The sequence below is a fragment of the Mesorhizobium abyssinicae genome (genome assembly GCF_049887195.1).
Lineage (GTDB): Bacteria > Pseudomonadota > Alphaproteobacteria > Rhizobiales > Rhizobiaceae > Mesorhizobium > Mesorhizobium abyssinicae.
In genome coordinates this window covers 464889-483243 of sequence record NZ_JARAKC010000001.1, presented here as the reverse complement: position 1 = coordinate 483243, position 18355 = coordinate 464889, and the positions used below count along the sequence as shown (strand labels likewise).

12 protein-coding genes are annotated in these 18355 nt (G+C 63.7%); 4 read left to right on the top strand and 8 right to left on the bottom strand.

Annotated elements, in window-relative coordinates:
* Positions 1 to 48: 48 nt before the first annotated feature.
* The 3 genes from PU724_RS02205 to PU724_RS02195 form a co-directional block, all read right to left on the bottom strand.
* A complete protein-coding gene (locus PU724_RS02205) occupies positions 49 to 1275 on the bottom strand; it encodes an FAD-dependent oxidoreductase (protein WP_127393560.1) in 1227 nt (408 codons plus the stop codon).
* On the bottom strand, positions 1272 to 2120 hold the full coding sequence (locus tag PU724_RS02200) for a WecB/TagA/CpsF family glycosyltransferase (RefSeq protein WP_128345994.1): 849 nt from the start codon (positions 2118 to 2120) through the stop codon (positions 1272 to 1274). Before PU724_RS02200 ends, PU724_RS02205 begins: the two co-directional genes overlap by 4 nt.
* 261 nt (positions 2121 to 2381) lie before the next feature.
* Positions 2382 to 3188, bottom strand: a complete 807-nt coding sequence (locus PU724_RS02195; protein WP_127308869.1) for a MerR family transcriptional regulator — start codon at positions 3186 to 3188, stop codon at positions 2382 to 2384.
* Between the two features lie 181 nt (positions 3189 to 3369).
* On the opposite strand from PU724_RS02195, the gene PU724_RS02190 reads away from it, so the two are divergent.
* Positions 3370 to 4650 (top strand): 4-aminobutyrate--2-oxoglutarate transaminase, encoded by a 1281-nt coding sequence (locus tag PU724_RS02190; protein WP_127308877.1) that lies wholly within the window; start codon positions 3370 to 3372, stop codon positions 4648 to 4650.
* Positions 4651 to 4684: 34 nt separating this feature from the next.
* Positions 4685 to 6166: an NAD-dependent succinate-semialdehyde dehydrogenase gene (locus PU724_RS02185; protein ID WP_135858249.1), complete on the top strand. Its 1482-nt coding sequence runs from the start codon at positions 4685 to 4687 to the stop codon at positions 6164 to 6166.
* A 45-nt stretch (positions 6167 to 6211) separates the two neighbouring features.
* On the opposite strand, the gene PU724_RS02180 is transcribed toward PU724_RS02185, so the two are convergent.
* A complete protein-coding gene (locus PU724_RS02180; protein WP_354419422.1) occupies positions 6212 to 11014 on the bottom strand; it encodes an nSTAND1 domain-containing NTPase in 4803 nt (1600 codons plus the stop codon).
* Between the two features lie 173 nt (positions 11015 to 11187).
* Here PU724_RS02180 and PU724_RS02175 point away from each other — a divergent pair, with 173 nt between their 5' ends.
* Positions 11188 to 12042, top strand: a complete 855-nt coding sequence (locus PU724_RS02175; RefSeq protein WP_292168489.1) for a DUF1194 domain-containing protein — start codon at positions 11188 to 11190, stop codon at positions 12040 to 12042.
* A gap of 63 nt (positions 12043 to 12105) precedes the next feature.
* On the opposite strand, the gene PU724_RS02170 is transcribed toward PU724_RS02175, so the two are convergent.
* From PU724_RS02170 to PU724_RS02155, 4 genes are all read right to left on the bottom strand, one after another.
* Complete coding sequence (locus PU724_RS02170; RefSeq protein WP_354419420.1) at positions 12106 to 13932, bottom strand: patatin-like phospholipase family protein; 1827 nt, start codon at positions 13930 to 13932, stop codon at positions 12106 to 12108.
* Between the two features lie 293 nt (positions 13933 to 14225).
* Positions 14226 to 15041, bottom strand: coding sequence for an oxidoreductase (locus PU724_RS02165; RefSeq protein ID WP_354419419.1), 816 nt, complete (start codon positions 15039 to 15041; stop codon positions 14226 to 14228).
* Positions 15042 to 15107: 66 nt separating this feature from the next.
* Positions 15108 to 16403 carry a beta-ketoacyl-ACP synthase II gene (gene fabF, locus PU724_RS02160; protein ID WP_354419417.1) on the bottom strand — a complete coding sequence of 432 codons (1296 nt, stop codon included), beginning with the start codon at positions 16401 to 16403 and terminating at the stop codon, positions 15108 to 15110.
* A 147-nt stretch (positions 16404 to 16550) separates the two neighbouring features.
* Complete coding sequence (locus PU724_RS02155) at positions 16551 to 17156, bottom strand: TetR/AcrR family transcriptional regulator (RefSeq protein ID WP_354420149.1); 606 nt, start codon at positions 17154 to 17156, stop codon at positions 16551 to 16553.
* An 86-nt stretch (positions 17157 to 17242) separates the two neighbouring features.
* Here PU724_RS02155 and PU724_RS02150 point away from each other — a divergent pair, with 86 nt between their 5' ends.
* The gene (locus PU724_RS02150; protein WP_354419415.1) at positions 17243 to 18355 is read left to right on the top strand and encodes an efflux RND transporter periplasmic adaptor subunit; all 1113 of its coding nucleotides are present in this window, start codon (positions 17243 to 17245) and stop codon (positions 18353 to 18355) included.

Genomic DNA, 18355 nt, shown 5'->3' with positions numbered 1-18355 from the left:
CAAACGAGATGGATGTTGGAGCGGCTTCCGCTGTGGAGATCAGCCGCTCTAGGTCGCCGCTTCGAGCCTCGGCCTCTTGAGGCCGCGCAGCCTTGCGGCGAAACCGGGGCTCAGCCTGTTGATCCCATGCATGATGCGGCGGCGGCTGAAGTGGAGATGCCGGCGCGCGCGCCAGCGCAGATCGTTCTCGATGGTCAGGCGGCGGCGGAAATCCGCCAGCTGCAATCCGTGCGCATCCATCGCCAGCTTGGCGGGATCGCCGTAGAAAGCCGCGATTTTCGCGGCCGCCATGCCGGGGGAGGCCAGCCATTGCGGCACATGCGCCTTGCACAGGCGCTCGACGTCGGTGAGCAGACGGCTGACGCCCGTTCCCGCGGCCGGACAGGATGTCTGATAGGCATCGCCGATCAGGACGACGCCGTCCTTCACGCAATTCTCGGCGACGGTGATGTCGGTCAGCCAACTCTCGACCTTATCCATCACCTCGAAATCGCCGAATGCCTTGACCAGCCCCGGCAGCGTGTCGATCAGCGTTTCCTTCGGCTGTTCGCGCAGCGCCTTCACCCAGGGGTCGCGATGATCCCTGAAGACAAACAGATTGGCGCGCGTGACGTCGGCGGCCGGGAACAGGTTGAGATAGTCGATGCCGTCCGAGGTCCGCTCGCCATAGTAGGTGAGCGCGGAATGCCGGAAGGCGCCCGCTCCCGCCGGGCGAAGGTTGAAGCCGAAGGTCAGCGACTGCCGCTGGTGGACGAACCTGCGTTCGATGCCGAGGTCGCGCTTCAGGATGTCGCCCATACCGGTGGCCAGCACGAGCAGCCTGGCGGTGACGTCGCCCTGGCCCAGGATCGACACGCGCTGGCGCTCGGCGCCTGCCTCCAGAGCGTTGACCCGGCCGGCGATGAAGCGGACGTTTTCGGGCAATGCCGCCCGCATGGCGTTGACAAGATCGTCGTAGAAGATGCCGTAGTGGCGCGCGTGCGTGCGGTCGAGAAGGCGCCCCTTGCGGATGTTGACGATCTCATCGAATGCGACGGCAGCGCCGGCGAGCCTGTCGAGCAAGCCGATCCGGCGCAACTTTTCGATCTGGTCGCCGGCGATCTTCTCGACGCGGAATTCCCGGGGAAAGACGGCATAGCGATCGATCAGCGTGACCTGATAGCCGGCGCGGCCGAGCACGTTGGCCGCAAGCGTGCCGGACAGCCCGCCGCCGACGATGACGATCTCCGTATCGATGCCCGCCGGCAGCGGAGGGCGGGACTGATCGGCGGTCATTTGGAATACCTCAAGATGGCGTAGATGGCCTGGGGGCTGGTTGTGAAATAGCGCCAGAAAAGCCGGCGCGGCTCCATCAGTACGCGCCACAGCCATTCGAAGCCGGCCTTCTGCACCCAGTGCGGCGCCCGCCGCACTTTGCCGGCAAGATGGTCGAAAAGCCCGCCCGACGTCTTGATGACGCCGACATTCGAAAGCCGCGAGGCAAAGTCGCGCACGAAGATCTGCTCGCGCGGAACGCCGAGGCCGAGCCACAATATGTCGGGCGCGAGCGCGTTGATCTCGTCGAGCTTCTTCTCAAGCGCTTCGCCGGCGAGGTAGCCGTGGCAATTGCCGACGATGCGCAGGCCGGGATATCTGGCCCTCATTCCGGCGACGGCGCTGCGGTTCTCGGCCTCCGTCGAGCCGAGCAGGTAGAATGTAGTGCCCTCGCGCTCGGCGAGCCTGGCCACATCGTGAAAAAGGTCGGTCGTGGCGACGCGTTCCGGCAATTGCACCCTGCACAACAGGCGCGAGGCGAAAACAAGCGGCTGACCGTCGGCGAAGATCTGGTCGGCTTCGCGAAAGAGTCCGGCGGTTTCCGCATTGACGCGCGTCTGGGCGATGACGTCCCCATTGGCAGAGGTGAAATAATAGGGGCGGCTGCCGGAAAGGTGTCCCCGCGCCGCCGCGACCATCAGATGGGCCGCGTCCTGCCTGTCGATCACAGTGATCGGCAGCCCGCCGATCAAAACGGTCGGAAAGGTCGAAAGGCCTTCCGGAAGGGATGCTGCTTCCCGCCGCGCGGCGGCCGCGCCACCCGCACCGGACGCAGACCCCTCAAAATCTCCCTGTGACTGTTCCATTGCCCTGCGCATTCGAGAAGTATTCCACCTTCGAATATTCTAGGTAAAACCCGCAGAAAGTTAAGCAATTCGTTAATCGTTAGTTAACTCGTCAATTTTTACTAAAACTATCTGCAACGACCGGATTCTTTGTTTCATCCAAGGCGTGTATCGAGGTGGTATGAAACTCGCCGCCGAGTCGATCTCCGGGAAGAGGTGGCGGTGCCCAAAGTCCTGCCGTTTTTCAGGAGTCCGGGCGGCCGATGGGACCACCCGTCACGGTCAGAAGGTCGGCGGGGTGTTGATCCAGAGCAGGACGGTTTCGCCGTCGTGGCGATTGCGCCAGGAGTGGTAGCGGCGGCTCTCGAAATACAAGGAATCGCCCGGGCCGAGATCGAAGAACTGGTCGGCATCGAGCACCAGTTCCAGGCGTCCGGACAGCACGTGCATGAATTCCTCGCCTTCGTGGCGGTAGGCGCCTTCGCTGGCGGCGCCCGGCGCCAGGACGAAACGGTGGCAGTCCATCATCGTGCGGCCCTCGGCGAGAAGCTGCACCGTCACGCCCGGCGTGGTTTCCGGCCATGTGCGCCAGGCGCCGGCGCGCACGAGCGCCGGCACGTCGTCCCGCTCCTCGCCGGAAAGGCGTGAAACGGTGGTGCCGTAATACTGCGCCAGGTCGTGCAGGGTCTTGAAGCTGACGCCCTGGGATGTCCGCTCCAGCGTGGAGAGCGTGGAGGCGGCAATGCCGATATCGGCGGCAATCTGGTCCAGCGTCTTGCCGGCGCCGTGGCGAAGGCTGCGGAGCCTGCGGCCGAGGTCGGACGCATCCGTGGCGTCGGGACTGTCGGACGGCGCCTCGCTTTCCAGCGCCTCGCGGATGGCCGCCGGGTTGAGGCCGCGCTCGGTCCGATACCAGGCGATCTTCTGCAGCCGCGCCACATCCTCGGCGCTGTATTGCCGGTGGCCGGTCTCCGACCGTCCCGGCACCACGAGCCCCTGGCTTTCCCAGAGGCGCAGCGTCGAGGCAGAGACGCCGGCCGATTTCGCCGCCTCCGCCACCTTGTAGCGTACCGGCGTGGCATTGCTCATGAGCCGAATATTCCCGGTTGGTTGTCTCTCAGCCCTGTTCAGGACCATCGCCGAAAACGGCGGCGGTTTGAAGCCGAAAACACCGCTTGCATTCTTGCAGAAAAAATGTAGGAAGTTTGTATATGCCTTGCAGAAATTATGCAAGATATCAAAATCCCACCCCAGAGCGCAGGAGCGCATGATGGCCGCGACCACCCTCACTGACCGCAAGAATGCAGCGATTTCCCGCGGCGTCGGCATGACCACGCAGATCTATGCCGAGCGTGCCGAGAACGCTGAAATCTGGGACAAGGAGGGCCGCCGCTACATCGATTTCGCCGCGGGCATCGCCGTGCTCAACACCGGCCATCGCCATCCGCGCGTGATCGCGGCGGTGAAGGATCAGCTCGATCATTTCACCCACACCTGCCACCAGGTCGTTCCCTATGAGAGCTATGTGCGCCTGGCCGAGCGGCTCAACGCGCTGACGCCGGGCGATTTCGCCAAGAAGACGATCTTCGTCACGACCGGCGCCGAAGCTGTCGAGAACGCCGTCAAGATCGCCCGCGCCGCGACCGGCCGCTCCGCTGTCATCGCCTTCGGCGGCGGCTTCCATGGCCGCACCTTCATGGGCATGGCGCTGACCGGCAAGGTCGTGCCCTACAAGGTCGGCTTCGGCGCGATGCCGGGCGATGTCTTCCACGTGCCGTTTCCGATCGATCTCCATGGCGTGACCTCCGAACAGTCGCTGGCGGCGCTGAAGAAGCTGTTTGCCGCCGATGTCGATCCGCAGCGCGTCGCCGCGATCATCATCGAGCCGGTGCAGGGCGAGGGTGGCTTCTATCCGGCGCCGGCGTCGCTGATGAAAGCGCTGCGCGAACTGTGCGACCAGCACGGCATCCTGCTGATTGCCGATGAGGTGCAGACTGGCTTTGCCCGCACCGGCAAGATGTTTGCGATGGATCATCATGCCGTGGCGCCCGACCTGGTGACGATGGCCAAGAGCCTCGCCGGCGGTTTCCCACTCGCCGCCGTCACCGGCCGAGCGGAAATCATGGACGCACCGGGACCGGGCGGGCTGGGCGGCACCTATGGCGGCAGCCCGATCGGCGTCGCGGCCGCCCATGCCGTGCTCGACGTCATCGAGGACGAGGATCTCTGCGGCCGCGCCAACCAGCTCGGCAACCGGCTCAAGCAGCGCCTGGAATCGCTGCGCGAGAAGGCGCCGCAGATCGTCGATATCCGCGGTCCGGGCTTCATGAACGCGGTCGAGTTCAACGACAGGACGACGAAGCTGCCGAGCGCCGAGTTCGCCAACAAGGTGCGGCTGATCGCGCTCGATAAGGGCCTGATCCTGCTGACCTGCGGCGTGCATGGCAACGTCATCCGCTTCCTCGCCCCGATCACCATCCAGGACAGCGTCTTCGGCGAGGCGCTCGACATTCTGGAGAGCGCGATCCTCGAAGCAAGCGCCGGCAACTAGCCGGAGCCCCCGTCCATTTTCCGGAGCAGATCACATGGCCTTCACGACCGCGTTGACCAAGCATGTTTCCTTCTCGTCGCGCTTCCTGCGCGACACCGGCTACATCGACGGCGTCTGGACCGCGGGAGACGCGAGCAGGACCTTCGACGTGCTGAACCCGGCAACCGGCGAAGTGCTGGCGTCACTGCCCGACATGGGTGCCGCCGAGACGCGGGATGCGATCACCGCCGCCCATGCCGCGCAGCCGGCCTGGGCGGCGCGCCCGGCCAAGGAGCGCGCCGCGATCCTGCGCAAATGGCACGAGCTGATGGTCGCCAACGCCGATGAGCTAGCGGCCATCCTGACCGCCGAAATGGGCAAGCCCTTCGCCGAGGCGCGCGGCGAGATCCTCTACGCCGCCGCCTATGTCGAGTGGTATGCCGAGGAAGCCAAGCGCATCTATGGCGAGACGATCCCGGCGCCGTCGAATGACAAGCGCATGATGGTCATCAAGCAGCCCGTCGGCGTCGTCGGCACGATCACGCCGTGGAACTTTCCCGCCGCGATGATCGCCCGCAAGGTCGCGCCGGCGCTCGCCGTCGGCTGCACGGTCGTCTCGAAGCCCGCCGAGCAGACGCCGCTTTCGGCGCTGGCGCTGGCCGTCCTTGCCGAGCAGGCCGGCGTGCCGGCGGGCGTCTTCAACGTCATCGTCGGCGAAGACGGTCCGGCCATCGGCAAGGAATTGTGCGGCAACGACAAGGTGCGCAAGATCAGCTTCACCGGCTCGACCGAGGTCGGCCGCATCCTGATGCGCCAGTGCGCCGACCAGATCAAGAAGGTCAGCCTCGAGCTCGGCGGCAATGCGCCGTTCATCGTCTTCGACGATGCCGATCTCGACGCCGCGGTCGAAGGCGCGCTCGCCTCCAAGTACCGCAATGCCGGCCAGACCTGCGTCTGCGCCAACCGCCTCTACGTCCAGTCCGGCGTCTATGACGCCTTCGCCGCCAGGCTCGCGGCAAAGGTGGCGGCGATGCCGGTCGGCGACGGCTTCGAGGCAGGCGTGATGGTCGGCCCGCTGATCGACGACAAGGGCCTGGCGAAGGTCGAGAGCCATGTCGAGGACGCGGTATCGAAGGGTGCCAAGGTGCTGACCGGCGGCAAGCGCATCAAAGGCGCCGGCACGTTCTTCTCGCCGACAGTGCTGACGGGCGTCACAAGCGGCATGCAGGTGGCGCGCGAGGAGACTTTCGGCCCGGTCGCGCCGCTCTTCCGTTTCGACACCGTCGAGGACGTGATCGCGCAGGCGAACGACACCGAATTCGGACTTGCGGCGTATTTCTTCGCCGGCGACCTGAAGAAGGTCTGGCGGGTGGCCGAGGCGCTGGAATACGGCATGGTCGGGATCAACACCGGCCTGATATCCAGCGAAGCGGCGCCGTTCGGCGGCATCAAGCAGTCCGGCCTCGGCCGCGAGGGCTCCCGCCACGGCGCGGACGACTATCTGGAAATCAAATATCTCTGCATCGGCAACCTGTGAGCCACTCGGACGGCTCAAGCGGCAACATCTGGCCCGTTGCCGACATCAGCCCGGACAGGTGCCGGTTGCAGGGTCCGCAGGCAGGAAGAAGCTTCGCCGCTCGCAAGCGGTGAGCTCGCGAGGCACGGTGCGCCGGGCGAAGTCGATGAGGTCCTTGGGCGCCTGGAAGACACGAACGATAGGGACACTTTTTTCGCCGGCAACAATTGCGACGCGGGTGCCGTCGGAACTGAAAGCTGCGCGTGTAAAGCCCAGTAGAACGGTTGCTTCGTCGTGGCTGCCAAGGACGGCAATTTGGCGCCCCGATTGCGTCGCCCATAGCCGCACCGTGCGATCTTTCGAGGACGCGGTCACGACATACAAACCGTTGGGACTGAACTGGGCGCTGTCGACGGCGCCGCTGTGGCCCCTTAGAACGGCCCTTTCCAGTCCGCCAGCGACGCCCCAGATGCGGACGGTTCCATCGCGCGAGCCGGTCAGCAGCGACTGACCGTCGGGGCTGAAGGCGAGGACCGTTAGCGCGCCGGTGTGTCCCACTAGCGTTCCGACGTTTGCTCCGTCCGCGGTCGACCAAATGCGAGCCGTGTGGTCGAGTGAGCCCGTGGCGACGAGTTGACCGTCCGGGCTGAAGGCCGCTGCCGTGATGCGATCCTGATGCCCCACAAGAACCCTGAGCTCGGCTCCGCCCGTCGTCAGCAAGTGGCCCGCATTGTCTTCCCTGGCCGAGAGGATCAGATTTCCGTCAGGGCTGAGAATGGCCTGCGGCAGATTGCTGCTTGTATTGATCACGGCCAGCTTGGTGCCGTTCGCCGCGTCCCACAACTGCGCGGTGCCGTTCATCGATGCGCAGAGAAGCGATTTGCCATCGCGACCAAACTGGATCTGGATCAGGCCGCCATGTGATCGGAACTGGGTGGTCTCGTGTCCCGTGGCCACATCCCAAATTCGGACCTGGCCCCCAAGCGATGCCGTCGCGACGCGCCTTCCATCTAGGCTGAACGTCGCGCTTTGAACGATCTCATGTGTATCGAGCCGGATTGTCTCGCGCCCGCTCACGACATCCCACAGGTGCGCCGCGCTGTCGCCGCCGCCGGTCAGCAGGTGGACATTGTCGGGACTGAAGACCGCGAAAGTCGGCCGGTATTCATGCGAGAGCGCGGTCGTGAGGGCGCCGTCGACATCCCACAGCCGAGCGGTGCCATCGTGTGAAGCAGTGAGAAGAATGTTGCTGTCAACCGGGCTGAATTCCAGATGCTCGACCAAAGATTCATGGCCGGCGATCGTCGTCACCAACGAGGCGCGTTCAACGTCCCAGATGCGGATCGGCCCATTGACCGAGGCGGTCGCCAGGAAGCGGTCGTCCGGGGTGAAAGCACCGGTCATCTCCACATCACGTTCATCCGTGTCGATGTCTGCCTTCAATCCCGAAACCTCCTGGCCGAGCACATCATCCAGCGTTCCCAACACTCCATCCCAAATCCGGGCAGTGCCATCGAGGGATACAGTGGCGATTCGCTGACCCCCGTGACTGAAAATCACGCCGTTCAATTGCGTGTCGCTCTTGCTGCCGGCCAACTTTGCGATCTCCGTTCCTTTCGACACATCGAAAAGGCTGGAAGTGTCGCGGTGTGAATGCCAACCCCACGGGCCGGCCAGCATCCGGCTTCCGTCCGGGCTGAACGCCAGGCTGTAGGGCCAGGAGGTCACTCGGATTGACCGCGTCAGCGCGCCGTCTGCGCTATTCCAGATCGAAACAAAATGCCTGCCTGCCGTCGCGAAGCTGCGGCCGTCTGAACTGAAAGCAGCACGCGTATATGCGTCGCTCCTTACACCTAGGACTTTCTTTCCGGTCCGAGCATCCCAGAGCGTTGCATCGCTGTTCTCCCCCGCCGTCAGCACCCGGGTGCCATCCGGGCTGAAGATTGCCGTCGGATAGTTGCTTACAGGCCGCAGGATGAAGAGCTGTTCTCCCGATGTGGCCTCCCAAAGGCGTGCAGTGCCATCCCTCGCGGCCGTCAGGATACGGCTCCCATCCGGGCTGAATTCAGCCCTCTCCAGGGCCTCTTCATGTCCTTTTAGAACTGCGGTTTCGGCGCCGCTGGAGATGTCCCAGACGGCTGCAGTCTTGTCGTGGGATGCGGTGACGATGCGATCGCCGGCCGGATTGAATGCCGCATCCGTCACGCCGGCCCCATGCCGGAAGATTTTGATCTGTCGGTGCGCCAGCAGAGCCTTGTAGAGGGCTGTCTCAGCCTCAAAGAGATAGGGCCGCTTGGGCTGGTCTTTCGAGGACAGTGCTTCGAGCGCCAACAGGATCGCAGCCTCGGTGTTGCCTCTCGACGCGGACTGCTCCGAAAGAAACGAGAGCGAAAGAGACTGATTGCGCAGCGCCTGATCGCGTTGGCCCCTCGCCTCCTCCCGCGCTTTGAAGGCGACCAGCGCGCCTGCGCCCGCCATGAGAGCGAGCGCGATCGCCACGATCGCGGCATTGCGCGTCCGTCGGGCGAGCCGGTTTGCTGCGACAGCCGCGAGGCTCCGGCGCTCGGCCTCGCGCTCCAGGCGCTCGCGTTTTGCCTCTTCGGCGGCCTCGATCAGCGCCAGCTCCGCGTGCCGGTCTTTCTCCTCCTTGTGCCGATGGGCACGCAAGGACTCTTCGATGTACTCAAGGACGGCATCGTCGACCTCCTCCCGTCGTGACAGCATCAGCTCTTCGCCTTCGGCGAGGCGTTTGCCGGACGGAAGGAGAAGCTCTCTATTCCTGTTCTCCAGGTGCCAACGGTGAGCGTCGGCCCTGAGGCGGTCGCGTGTCTCGAGGAAGTTCCGGTTTGCGTTCACAATGTCACCGGCGCGCGGCCAACGGCTCAGCAGTGCTTCATGTGCTACGCGGACGACGACATGGCCTGCGGCGTCCTCATCGCTGACGAGGAGCCGGGCGTCGATCAGGGCCCTGACGAGGGCCGATCGCGCGGGAGTGCCTGCAACTTCGGTGAGCAGGGCAGGACGCGCCGTCACCGTTTCATCGCCCGGATTTGCCGTGGTGAGGGCGCCCAGCACCGCGGGCAAGGCCTCCTGGATCTTGGGCGCCAGCAGATCTACGACTTCATCGGCGCGGCGCGCGATTGCGCCTTCGAGCCCGCCGAGCGCGCGATAATGCGAAAAGGTGAGGAGCCGGCGCTCGCGACCGGCCTCGTACAGCGCGTCGAGCACAAACTCGAGAAGCGGCAATGATCCGGGATCGGCAGCAGCTGCCTCCTGCAGCACATCATCGAGCCGCCCCAACTCGGCATTCTGCTCGAAGCGGAGCCCGGCAACGCCCGCGGGCTCGCGGATGATCTGCGCGATCTCCGGGCCGGTCGGCGGCAGGAGTTCGTAGCTGGCGAGACCGTCCTTGAGCGCCGAGAAGCCCGGCACCTCGCCGCAGCGGTGAAAGAAGTCCGAACGGATCGCCGCGATCACCCAGACCAGTCCGCTCGCGGCCAGCACCGCCATGAGCCGCACAAGGGCCTCGCGCGTCGCCGGCTGCTTCTGCGTGGTGAAAAGCTCCTCGAGCTGATCGATGGCAACCAGCAATCTGATCTGCGAGCGGGCCGATCCGGCGGCCCTGCCAAGTGCCTGCCGGATCATCGCCAGCGCCCGATCCGGAGCGTTCCTGCAGAGCAGCGCCAGCTCCGCGGCTGTTACTTCGCGGGACAGTTCCGGCACAGCAGCTTCGCCAAGCAGTGCCGCAGCCAGCACAGCGAACGCATCCGGCCCTTCTGAGAGGCGGATCAGGCAGCGGCGCCACAGGGATATGCCCGCCACGGCCCCAGGCCGCGTCAAAGACGGCATCAGGCCGGCGCGCAGCAGGGAAGACTTGCCGCAACCGCTCATCCCGTAAATGAGCAGGAATGCCGTGCCGCTGGCTGCCTGCTGCTCCAATCTTGCGGTGCAGGCAGCAATCGCCCGCGCCCGGCCGAAGAACAGGTCGGCATCTTCGAATTCGAAGGCATCGAGGCCGCGAAATGGCGACTTGACCGGTTCCTCCGAAGCAAGCGGTACGCGGTAGATGCGCAAGGCGCGCGCGACACTCTTCAGCTTGTGCTCGCCGAGATCGACGAATTCCAGCGAGAGCCGGTCTTGCGCCTGGGCGTGGACCGCTTCGGTGACGCAAATCCCACCCGGTCGTGACAGAATTTGCAGATGCGCGGCGACCTCGACGGCCTCGCCCGCGAGGTGGTCGCCCTCGGCGACGACATAACCCAGGTGGACGCCGATGCGGAAGCGCAGGCGCTTTGTCTCGGGAACTTCGCAGTCCCGCCTGTCGACCTCATGCTGGATCTCGCTCGCACACCGCATCGCTTCGACAGGGCCGGCAAACTCGGCGACCAGGCTCCCTTCGCCGTTCCAGAACGCGCGACCCGCATGTTGGACCAGCAGCCGATCGATGATCTGCCGGTACTCCCGGAGAGATGCGGCGGAAATCCGCTTGACTGTCGGCCGGCTCTCGGAGGCCAATTCGGCTGCCAGGATGGTCGCCATCCTCGGTCCGGCATTTGCGGGAAGGACCAGCCTGTAGCCGCGCCTCGGCACTGTCTGCACGACGGTCTGCCGGCTGTCGTTGAGCGCCGCACGGATCTCGTGAATGCATTGCACCAGGCTGTCGTCGGTGACGGCTATCCCGTTCCAGACCGCCCTCATCAGGTCGTCTTTGGTGACGACGCGATCCGCGTTCGCCAGAAGGTGACGAAGCACCGCAAAGGTCTGCTGGCGAAGTGCGATCGTCCTGTTGGACTTGTCGCGCAAGGTCTCGCTGCTCACGTCGGCGGTAATGCCGTTGAGTACGAACGTCGTGGGCGGCGAGCTATCCAAGCCGGTTTCCTCACGCAGGAGGCCTCAGTCCAATGCTTCGATATTAGCACGGACTGCGAAGCGTCATCACCATCCGACGGGCGCGGAGCGCAGATTTCGGCGAATGATCGGAAGCTGTTCGTGACGCGCGGGACGCCTCGGACCGACAATTGCATGTCAGCGAGAGGCTCGCCATGGACGACCTGGTGCGGATTGCTCGATGTGCGGGTGCAAGACCGGTGCTGCGGCTCACGGCCGTCTGCCTGCTGTTCTTCGCGATGGCGTCGCAGGCTCACGCGACCGACCGTCCCGCTGACCACCTGGCCGAAGTCGATCTGCAATTGATCCTGGCCGTGGACGTTTCGCCTTCGATGAGCAACGTTGAGCAACGAGTGCAACGCGACGGCTACGTCAGTGCCTTCCGCCACGCGGACATCGCGACGGCCATCAAGTCGGGAGAGCGGGGCAGAATTGCAGTGCTTTATCTGGAGTGGGCAGGGCCACACCAGCAAACAGTGATCATGCCGTGGACAATTGTTGAAGGCCGCGAGGACGCCCTGATCTTGGCAGACAGGCTCGCGGCGCTGCCGTTGACCGAAGGTCGCGGAACGTCGATCTCCGGCGCATTGTGGGCGGCGCATGATCTGTTCGCGAAGAGTGGCTTGCGCAGCCCGCGCAGGGTTGTTGACGTATCCGGCGATGGACCCAACAATGCCGGAGCGCCGCTTGATCCCGTCCGGCAGGTTCTTCTGGCGGAAGGCGTGACGATCAACGGGTTGCCGATCGCACTGCCCCGCATTGGCTGGGCCGGCGGGTTTGCGATCTACGACCGTTCCTACCTGCAATCCTATTTCGAACGCTGCGTCATTGGCGGACCAGACGCATTTGCGATCGGCGTCACCGAGGCCACCATGTTCGCCACCGCAGTCCGGCTAAAGCTGGTGCGTGAAATTTCCATGAACATGGGTCAGGTGATCCACGCCGCCTACACCACGCGTTCCGATCGCACAGCCGACTGCAACATGATCGCTCAGTCGCCGGGCCGATAAGTTCGGCAATGGGGACCGCGATGCAGGGCAGCAACGGAAGGCGCAAAGTCTCGTGGTGATGCGCTAAGTATGTGCGTTACCGAGCATCGCCCGGAGGCCTGAGTCGTTCTGGCGGAGACGTTCCTCGATCCATTGCGCCGTGCGGCCGTGGGCGTCCGAAAACAGCTCGGAGTGCCGACTCCAATCCATGAAGGTGCTCGAAACCTGCGGACAGACCAAGACATCCTCGTCGCCGACGGCAATGTCCTGCGGCCCGTGTGCCAGCATACTCGCGGCAATAACCTGAAGCATGCTCGGAACCTGCGGCAGGCGGGCACGGCCGAAAGGGTTCAGCAAGGCGACCGCCAGTTCCGATCTTCCGGGGATGCGGTCATAATCGACGTGGTATTTTTGCGGTCCACTGGACCCAAAGCTCACGACGACATTGGGGCCGGTCTTGAGTTCCCTCATCTGTTCCAGCGGCAAATTGTTCATGATGGCGCCGTCCACCAGCATATCGCCGTCAGCCGTGAAGAACGGCGGCAGGACACCCGGGAGCGAGCCGGATGCCCGAACGGCTTGCCAGAGTTTGCCACGACGGTGGACATGGGGCTGACGGCTGCTCAGATTGGTCGAAAGCGCAAAGAACGGAAGCCAAAGATCTTCGATCAGGACGTCGCCGTATTCCTCCCGAAGGGCCCGATCGAAGGCTTTGTGATCCAGAAGCGCGAAACGCGGCAAGGTGGGGCGCCGAAACGCCCTGCTCTTGACAAATACGTTGTGCGTGCCGCGGTCGATCTGCTCCGCGTCCAACCCTCTTGCGAAGCCGGCCATCATCGCGGCTCCGGAACTCGTCCCGCCGAGATAGTCGAAGCGCGCGCCTGCCTCGACGAAGGCCTTGTAGACGCCCAGATGGGCGCTGCCCAGGGACCCACCCCCCGCCGCCACGAAGCCACGTGCCTTGCAGGAAATAAATCGGACCAGGCGCTGGATATCAGACGCGTCCTCCAGCGCGACATGATGATGCTGGCCGACATGGGGACGCTCATCGAGCCATGCAGAGGTGCCGGAGACCGCAGCCGAGCGATTGTCGTGAATTAGGACAAGCCGACCGGTCGATGGTGGATGGACCGATAGCGCCAATTCCTCGGACGTGTTCAAGCGAGGCGAGGAGGACGCGTTCGCCAGCAGCAGGACAGTATCGGCCTGGCGAATGCAGACTCGTGTCCATTCATTAGGTTCTTCATCGGCGACGTAGACAACGAATTCAGCTTGCGCCTCCAGTTCGTTCAACCAGTTAAGGACCGGCTGGTCGTCGATCGGACGACCCGCGAACCTCGCGTGGACGTCATGCCGGGAAACGAACTGAGCGCCGGTGAGCGCACCGAACTCTTGCTGTAGGTGCCCGATGAAAACCGGTGAGATGCGACTTCCGCCGGCTGCGATGATGGCAAGCGTTCGGATCTTGGCAGGGTTCTGACGTGACAAAATCGGAGATTGCGTGGCGAACCGGCGCGCCAGCGATGTTGTGACCGCCTCTCTCAGGTTCGGCAGAGCCTCGGCCGCCTTCTCGAAGTGATTGCGACTGATTTCAAGGACGATCGAATCGCGCGCTGCAAGGACAGTGGCGGTACGGGGCAGCCCTGCAAAGAAACCAATTTCGCCGACCAGTTCGCCCTGGGCGATCTCGGCGACCGAGCCAATCCGATCTCCTTTGTGGACCGTAAAGCGACCGGACAGCACGACGAAGAACCTGTCCGATGGATCGCCCTCGCGAACCAGGACCTCGCCGCGCCTTAGGACCCGACGGTCGGATTCGGCAGCCAAAGCCTCGAGCGCCAGCAACGACGCCCGATCGAACATCAATGTCGCCGACAATAATCTCGCGGCGAGAGAATCGACGGAGGACATTTGAGCCATCCCGAGGACGCATTCGCTCCGGCAATTGTATCCCGTGCCGCTCGTTTTTACAGCGTCGCAAGGCGCATTGGTTTCCGGTGGCGTCTGTGAGGCGCTCGATCCGCGGCAACTGGTGGGTAGCAGCGAGAGGCTTCGGAAGCCTAGGTGTTGTTAGCGGTGGTGGCGGAGGACCGTTCTCTCCGCTTCAACATTCGGCACCGGCCCATCTGTCGGTGGACTGGTAGCGGGAGAGCGCTACCGCTTTTCCCCCCACCTATCAGATCGACGGTTCCTGCTCCGTCGAATCAGACCGGAAGGCCGAGTTGCTTTCGAAGGCTCTTGTCAAATGCGGACGCGGGAACGAAACGGCGCAGGAAACTGACCTGGCGAGCTGTTTTTCCGGCCGTGTAGCGCCGCTTCGGGTCTGGGTCGGTCGCAGCCGCCAGAACTGTCTTGGCCACCACCTCGGGCGTATCACCCTTTTCCATCGCTTTCCGAACCGCCTCTTTCATGCCGGCCCGCGACGAGTTGTAGATATCGAGCAATTGATCCGGGGTGGCGAGGCTTTCTTCGAATGACGTGCGGGTATAGGCGGGCTCGACCAATGCCACTCGAATTCCGAACGGGCGCACTTCGTGGTCGAGCGATTCGGAGTAGCCCTCAATTGCGTGTTTGGTCGAGGCGTAAAGCGCGAAATAGGGAGCGGGGATGAACCCCTGCACCGAACTCACATTGACGATCCGGCCCTCGTTCTGACGTCGCATCGTCGGCAGGACTGCGTTTGTCATGCGGAAAACGCCAAAGACGTTCACGTCGAACAGCGCCTGAGCTTGAACAGTCGAGGATTCCTCGGCCGCGCCAAACAGGCCCATACCGGCATTGTTGACGAGCAGGTCGATGCGCCCGGTTTCGGCCAGCACATCGTCGACCAGCTGTGACACGGATGTGTCATCGGTCACGTCGCAGGTCAGCATCGTCACGCCGTCGCTTTTTCCAGCGATCGCGCGACGGCTGGTGCCGAACACACGAAAACCAGCGCTCTGCAGGGCATTGGCCGTTGCATGTCCGATGCCCGAGGATGCCCCTGTGACGATGGCAACGCCGGGATTGATCTTGTTCATGGAAATCACTTTCTTTGAGTTGGATTAGAGTGAGAAGAGGCAGAAAGACCGAAGCAAAGGCGTCGATCATCGAGGGCTTCGGCGGTCACGCCGGGCACCTTCCCAGCGCCGGAATAGAGCGCTGGCGTTGACCCCTCCGAAGCCAAAACCGTTGGAGATCGCGTACTCCATCTCCATTGACCTGGCCCGGTTCGCGACGAAGTCGATCCCTTCGCCCGCTGGATCAGGCGCGTTCAAATTGAGGGTGGGCGGTGCCACCTGATCCCTGAGCGCAAGGATCGTGAAGATCGCGCCAAGCCCGCCGGCGGCGCCGAGCAGGTGGCCTGTCGCCGACTTCGTTCCGCTGACGGCTATCCCGAAATCGTGCCCGAACACGCTCTTGATCGCTTCGATCTCACCAAGGTCGCCCACCGGCGTGGAGGTTGCATGGGCATTGAGATGACGGACCTCGCGCGCCGAAATCCCTGCCTGAGCGATTGCAATCTCCATAGCTCGGCGCGCGCCATCGCCGTCCTCGGGACCTGAAGTGACGTGATACGCATCCGCCGTCGTGCCGTAGCCGACGACCTCGGCGAGCGGTTCCGCGCCGCGCGCCAGTGCATGGCTCAACTCCTCGATGACCAGGATGCCAGCGCCTTCGCCCATGACGAAGCCGTCCCGTGACATGTCGAACGGACGAGAGGCCTGGTCGGGGCGATGATTGTAGGAGGTCGAAAGCGAGCGTGCCGCCGCAAAGCCGCCCAGACTGACCACGTTCATGCAAGCTTCGGTGCCACCGCACACGGCGACATCCGCGTCATCAGCCCGGATGAGGCGGGCGGCATCGCCGATTGCTTGGATACCTGCCGCACAGGCCGTCACAGGCGCGCCGAGCGCACCCTTGAAGCCATAGCGAATCGAGATGTGGCCGGCCGCCATGTTGACCAGAAAGGATGGCACCGTGAATGGTGAAAGACGCCGCACCCCGCGCTGGTCGACTGTCCGCACCGCCTCCGTGATGGCCGGAAAACCTCCGACACCTGAAGCGATGATCGTTGCGGTGCGAACCCGATCGCTCTCCGAACTCGGCTTCCATCTCGCCTGGGCAAGCGCCTCTTCCGCCGCGGCCAACGCGAAAAGAATGAAGCGGTCAATTCTGCGCTGGTCCTTCGGAGCCACGAAGGCATTGGCATCTAGGCCGGCCTCGGGATCGTCTTCCAGGGAGGGAACCACGCCGCCGACCTTTGCGGGCAACTCTCCCACGACCTCGTCCGCAAGCCTCGCGATGCCCGAGCGACCGCTCAGGAGCCGCGTCCAGGTTGCCTCGACGTTTGCAGCAAGCGGCGTGACCGCTCCTATGCCTGTAACGACTATGCGTCGCATATACTCACCAATCAAATCGCTTGCGCCGCGAGGCTCTGCCCCACGCGCTGGCACAATCCTGACGGACGTTGGATTGCCGCTTACCCATCAGCCTAAAGAGGTGGATAGAAGCTGTGGCGCTGTGCATCCCGCTTGGAGAAACCACCGTCATGGGGGCGGCTCTTCCTGAGCATTGCTGGACGATGATCGCTGCAGCACGCTCTCGGCTGCGGCTTGCAGAAACTGGTTCGACAGTTGCTTGTCGTTGACGGCCCGTGAAAGGACGACCGCACCGACCATCGTCGATAGGACGGCCATGGCCTTTCCATCGGGATCCTCGCCGTGGGCATCGCCAACCCATCCGTCGAGCAGCCCGAGATATTCCCTGATCCCGGCTTCGAAAGATGCTTTTACGTCGCTGCCCTGCCTGGCAGCATCCGAGCCCAGCGCCACGACCGGGCAGCCGTCCATCCTTTCTTCGCGATGTCCGGCGCTGAGGTAGAACTCGATCACTGCACCAAGCGGGTCCTTGGGATTTTTCGCGGCCGCGTCCCACCATCGACGCGATGCGTGCTCCAGTGCCCGCCTGGAGGCCAGCGCCTCCAAGTCCTCCTTTGATGCGAATTGCTTGTAAAAAGCGCCTTGGGTCAGCCCGGCGCCCTTCATCAGATCCTTAAGGCCGATGCCGTCAAAGCCATGCTTCCGGAAAAGGCGGCTTGCCACATCGATCACCGTCTCGCGGTTTTCCGCAGCCTGAGTGCGACTCACGCGCATCATCGATCTCCTTTTTTAGATTGCGTTCGTAATCTATACCAGTTATAGAGTGTGAATGCAATCTATTTTGACGTGAGGCGATGGGCATGAAAAAGAGACCCCTAATTGTGCTGGGCAGTATCCTGATCGCAGGATCAGCGGCACTGGCATTCGTGACACTTTCTGACCGCACGCAGGCAGCCGCCGTCGCTGCCGACCCGAGGCAGGAACCTCCGATCGTCAGACTGGTGACAGGAGAGCAAGTCACCGGGTCTGCGCGCAGTTTTACCGGCATTGTCGCGGCGCGAGTGCAGAGCAACCTTGGTTTTCGCGTGCCCGGCAAGATTGTCCAGCGCCTCGTGGATGCTGGCGATCAGGTCAAGGCTGGACAGCCGCTCATGCGGATCGACGAGACCGATCTACAACTTGCGCTCACGGCAAAGCGCAACGCAGTCGCCGCGGCACACGCTGTCCTAATCCAGGCGGCAGCAGACGAGAAACGCTATGCGGCTTTGGTGAAAGACGGATTGGCTGCAACTCCGCAGCGATACGAACAGGCCAAGACCGCGCTGGATACCGCTACGGCCCAGCTCGCCGCCGCCGAAGCGGAAGCGAAGGTCGCGGAGAACGAAGCGACATACGCAGTCCTGGTGGCGGACGCCGATGGAACGGTGGTCGATACGCTCGGTGAGCCGGGTCAGGTCGTCTCCGCCGGCCAGACAGTGGTCCGGATCGCCCAGGCCGGCCCCCGCGAAGCGGTGGTATCACTTCCCGAAACGATCAGGCCGGCGATCGGCTCGGCGGCCGAGGCCAGCGTGTATGGTGGCGATGAGCACCGCCATGCGGCACATCTGCGACAATTATCCAACTCCGCCGATACCCAGACCCGCACCTATGAGGCCCGCTACGTGCTTGACGGTGAGGCTGCGGCGGCACCGCTTGGCGCGACGGTGACCATTCGGGTTGCAACCCAGGTGAGTCAGCCTGAGGTCCAGGTGCCGTTGGGAGCCGTGCTCGACGACGGCCGGAAGACTGGCGTTTGGGTCTTGGACAAGGGCACGTCGACCGTGCACTTTCAACCCGTCCAGCTTGTTCGTGTAGCCAGCGAAACCGCTGTGATCTCCGGACTAAGCTCCAGTGTTCCCATCGTGTCGCTCGGCGCTCATCTCCTGCAAGAGGGTGCTCGCGTGAGGACTGCCTCTGAAATCGGGAGCAACTGA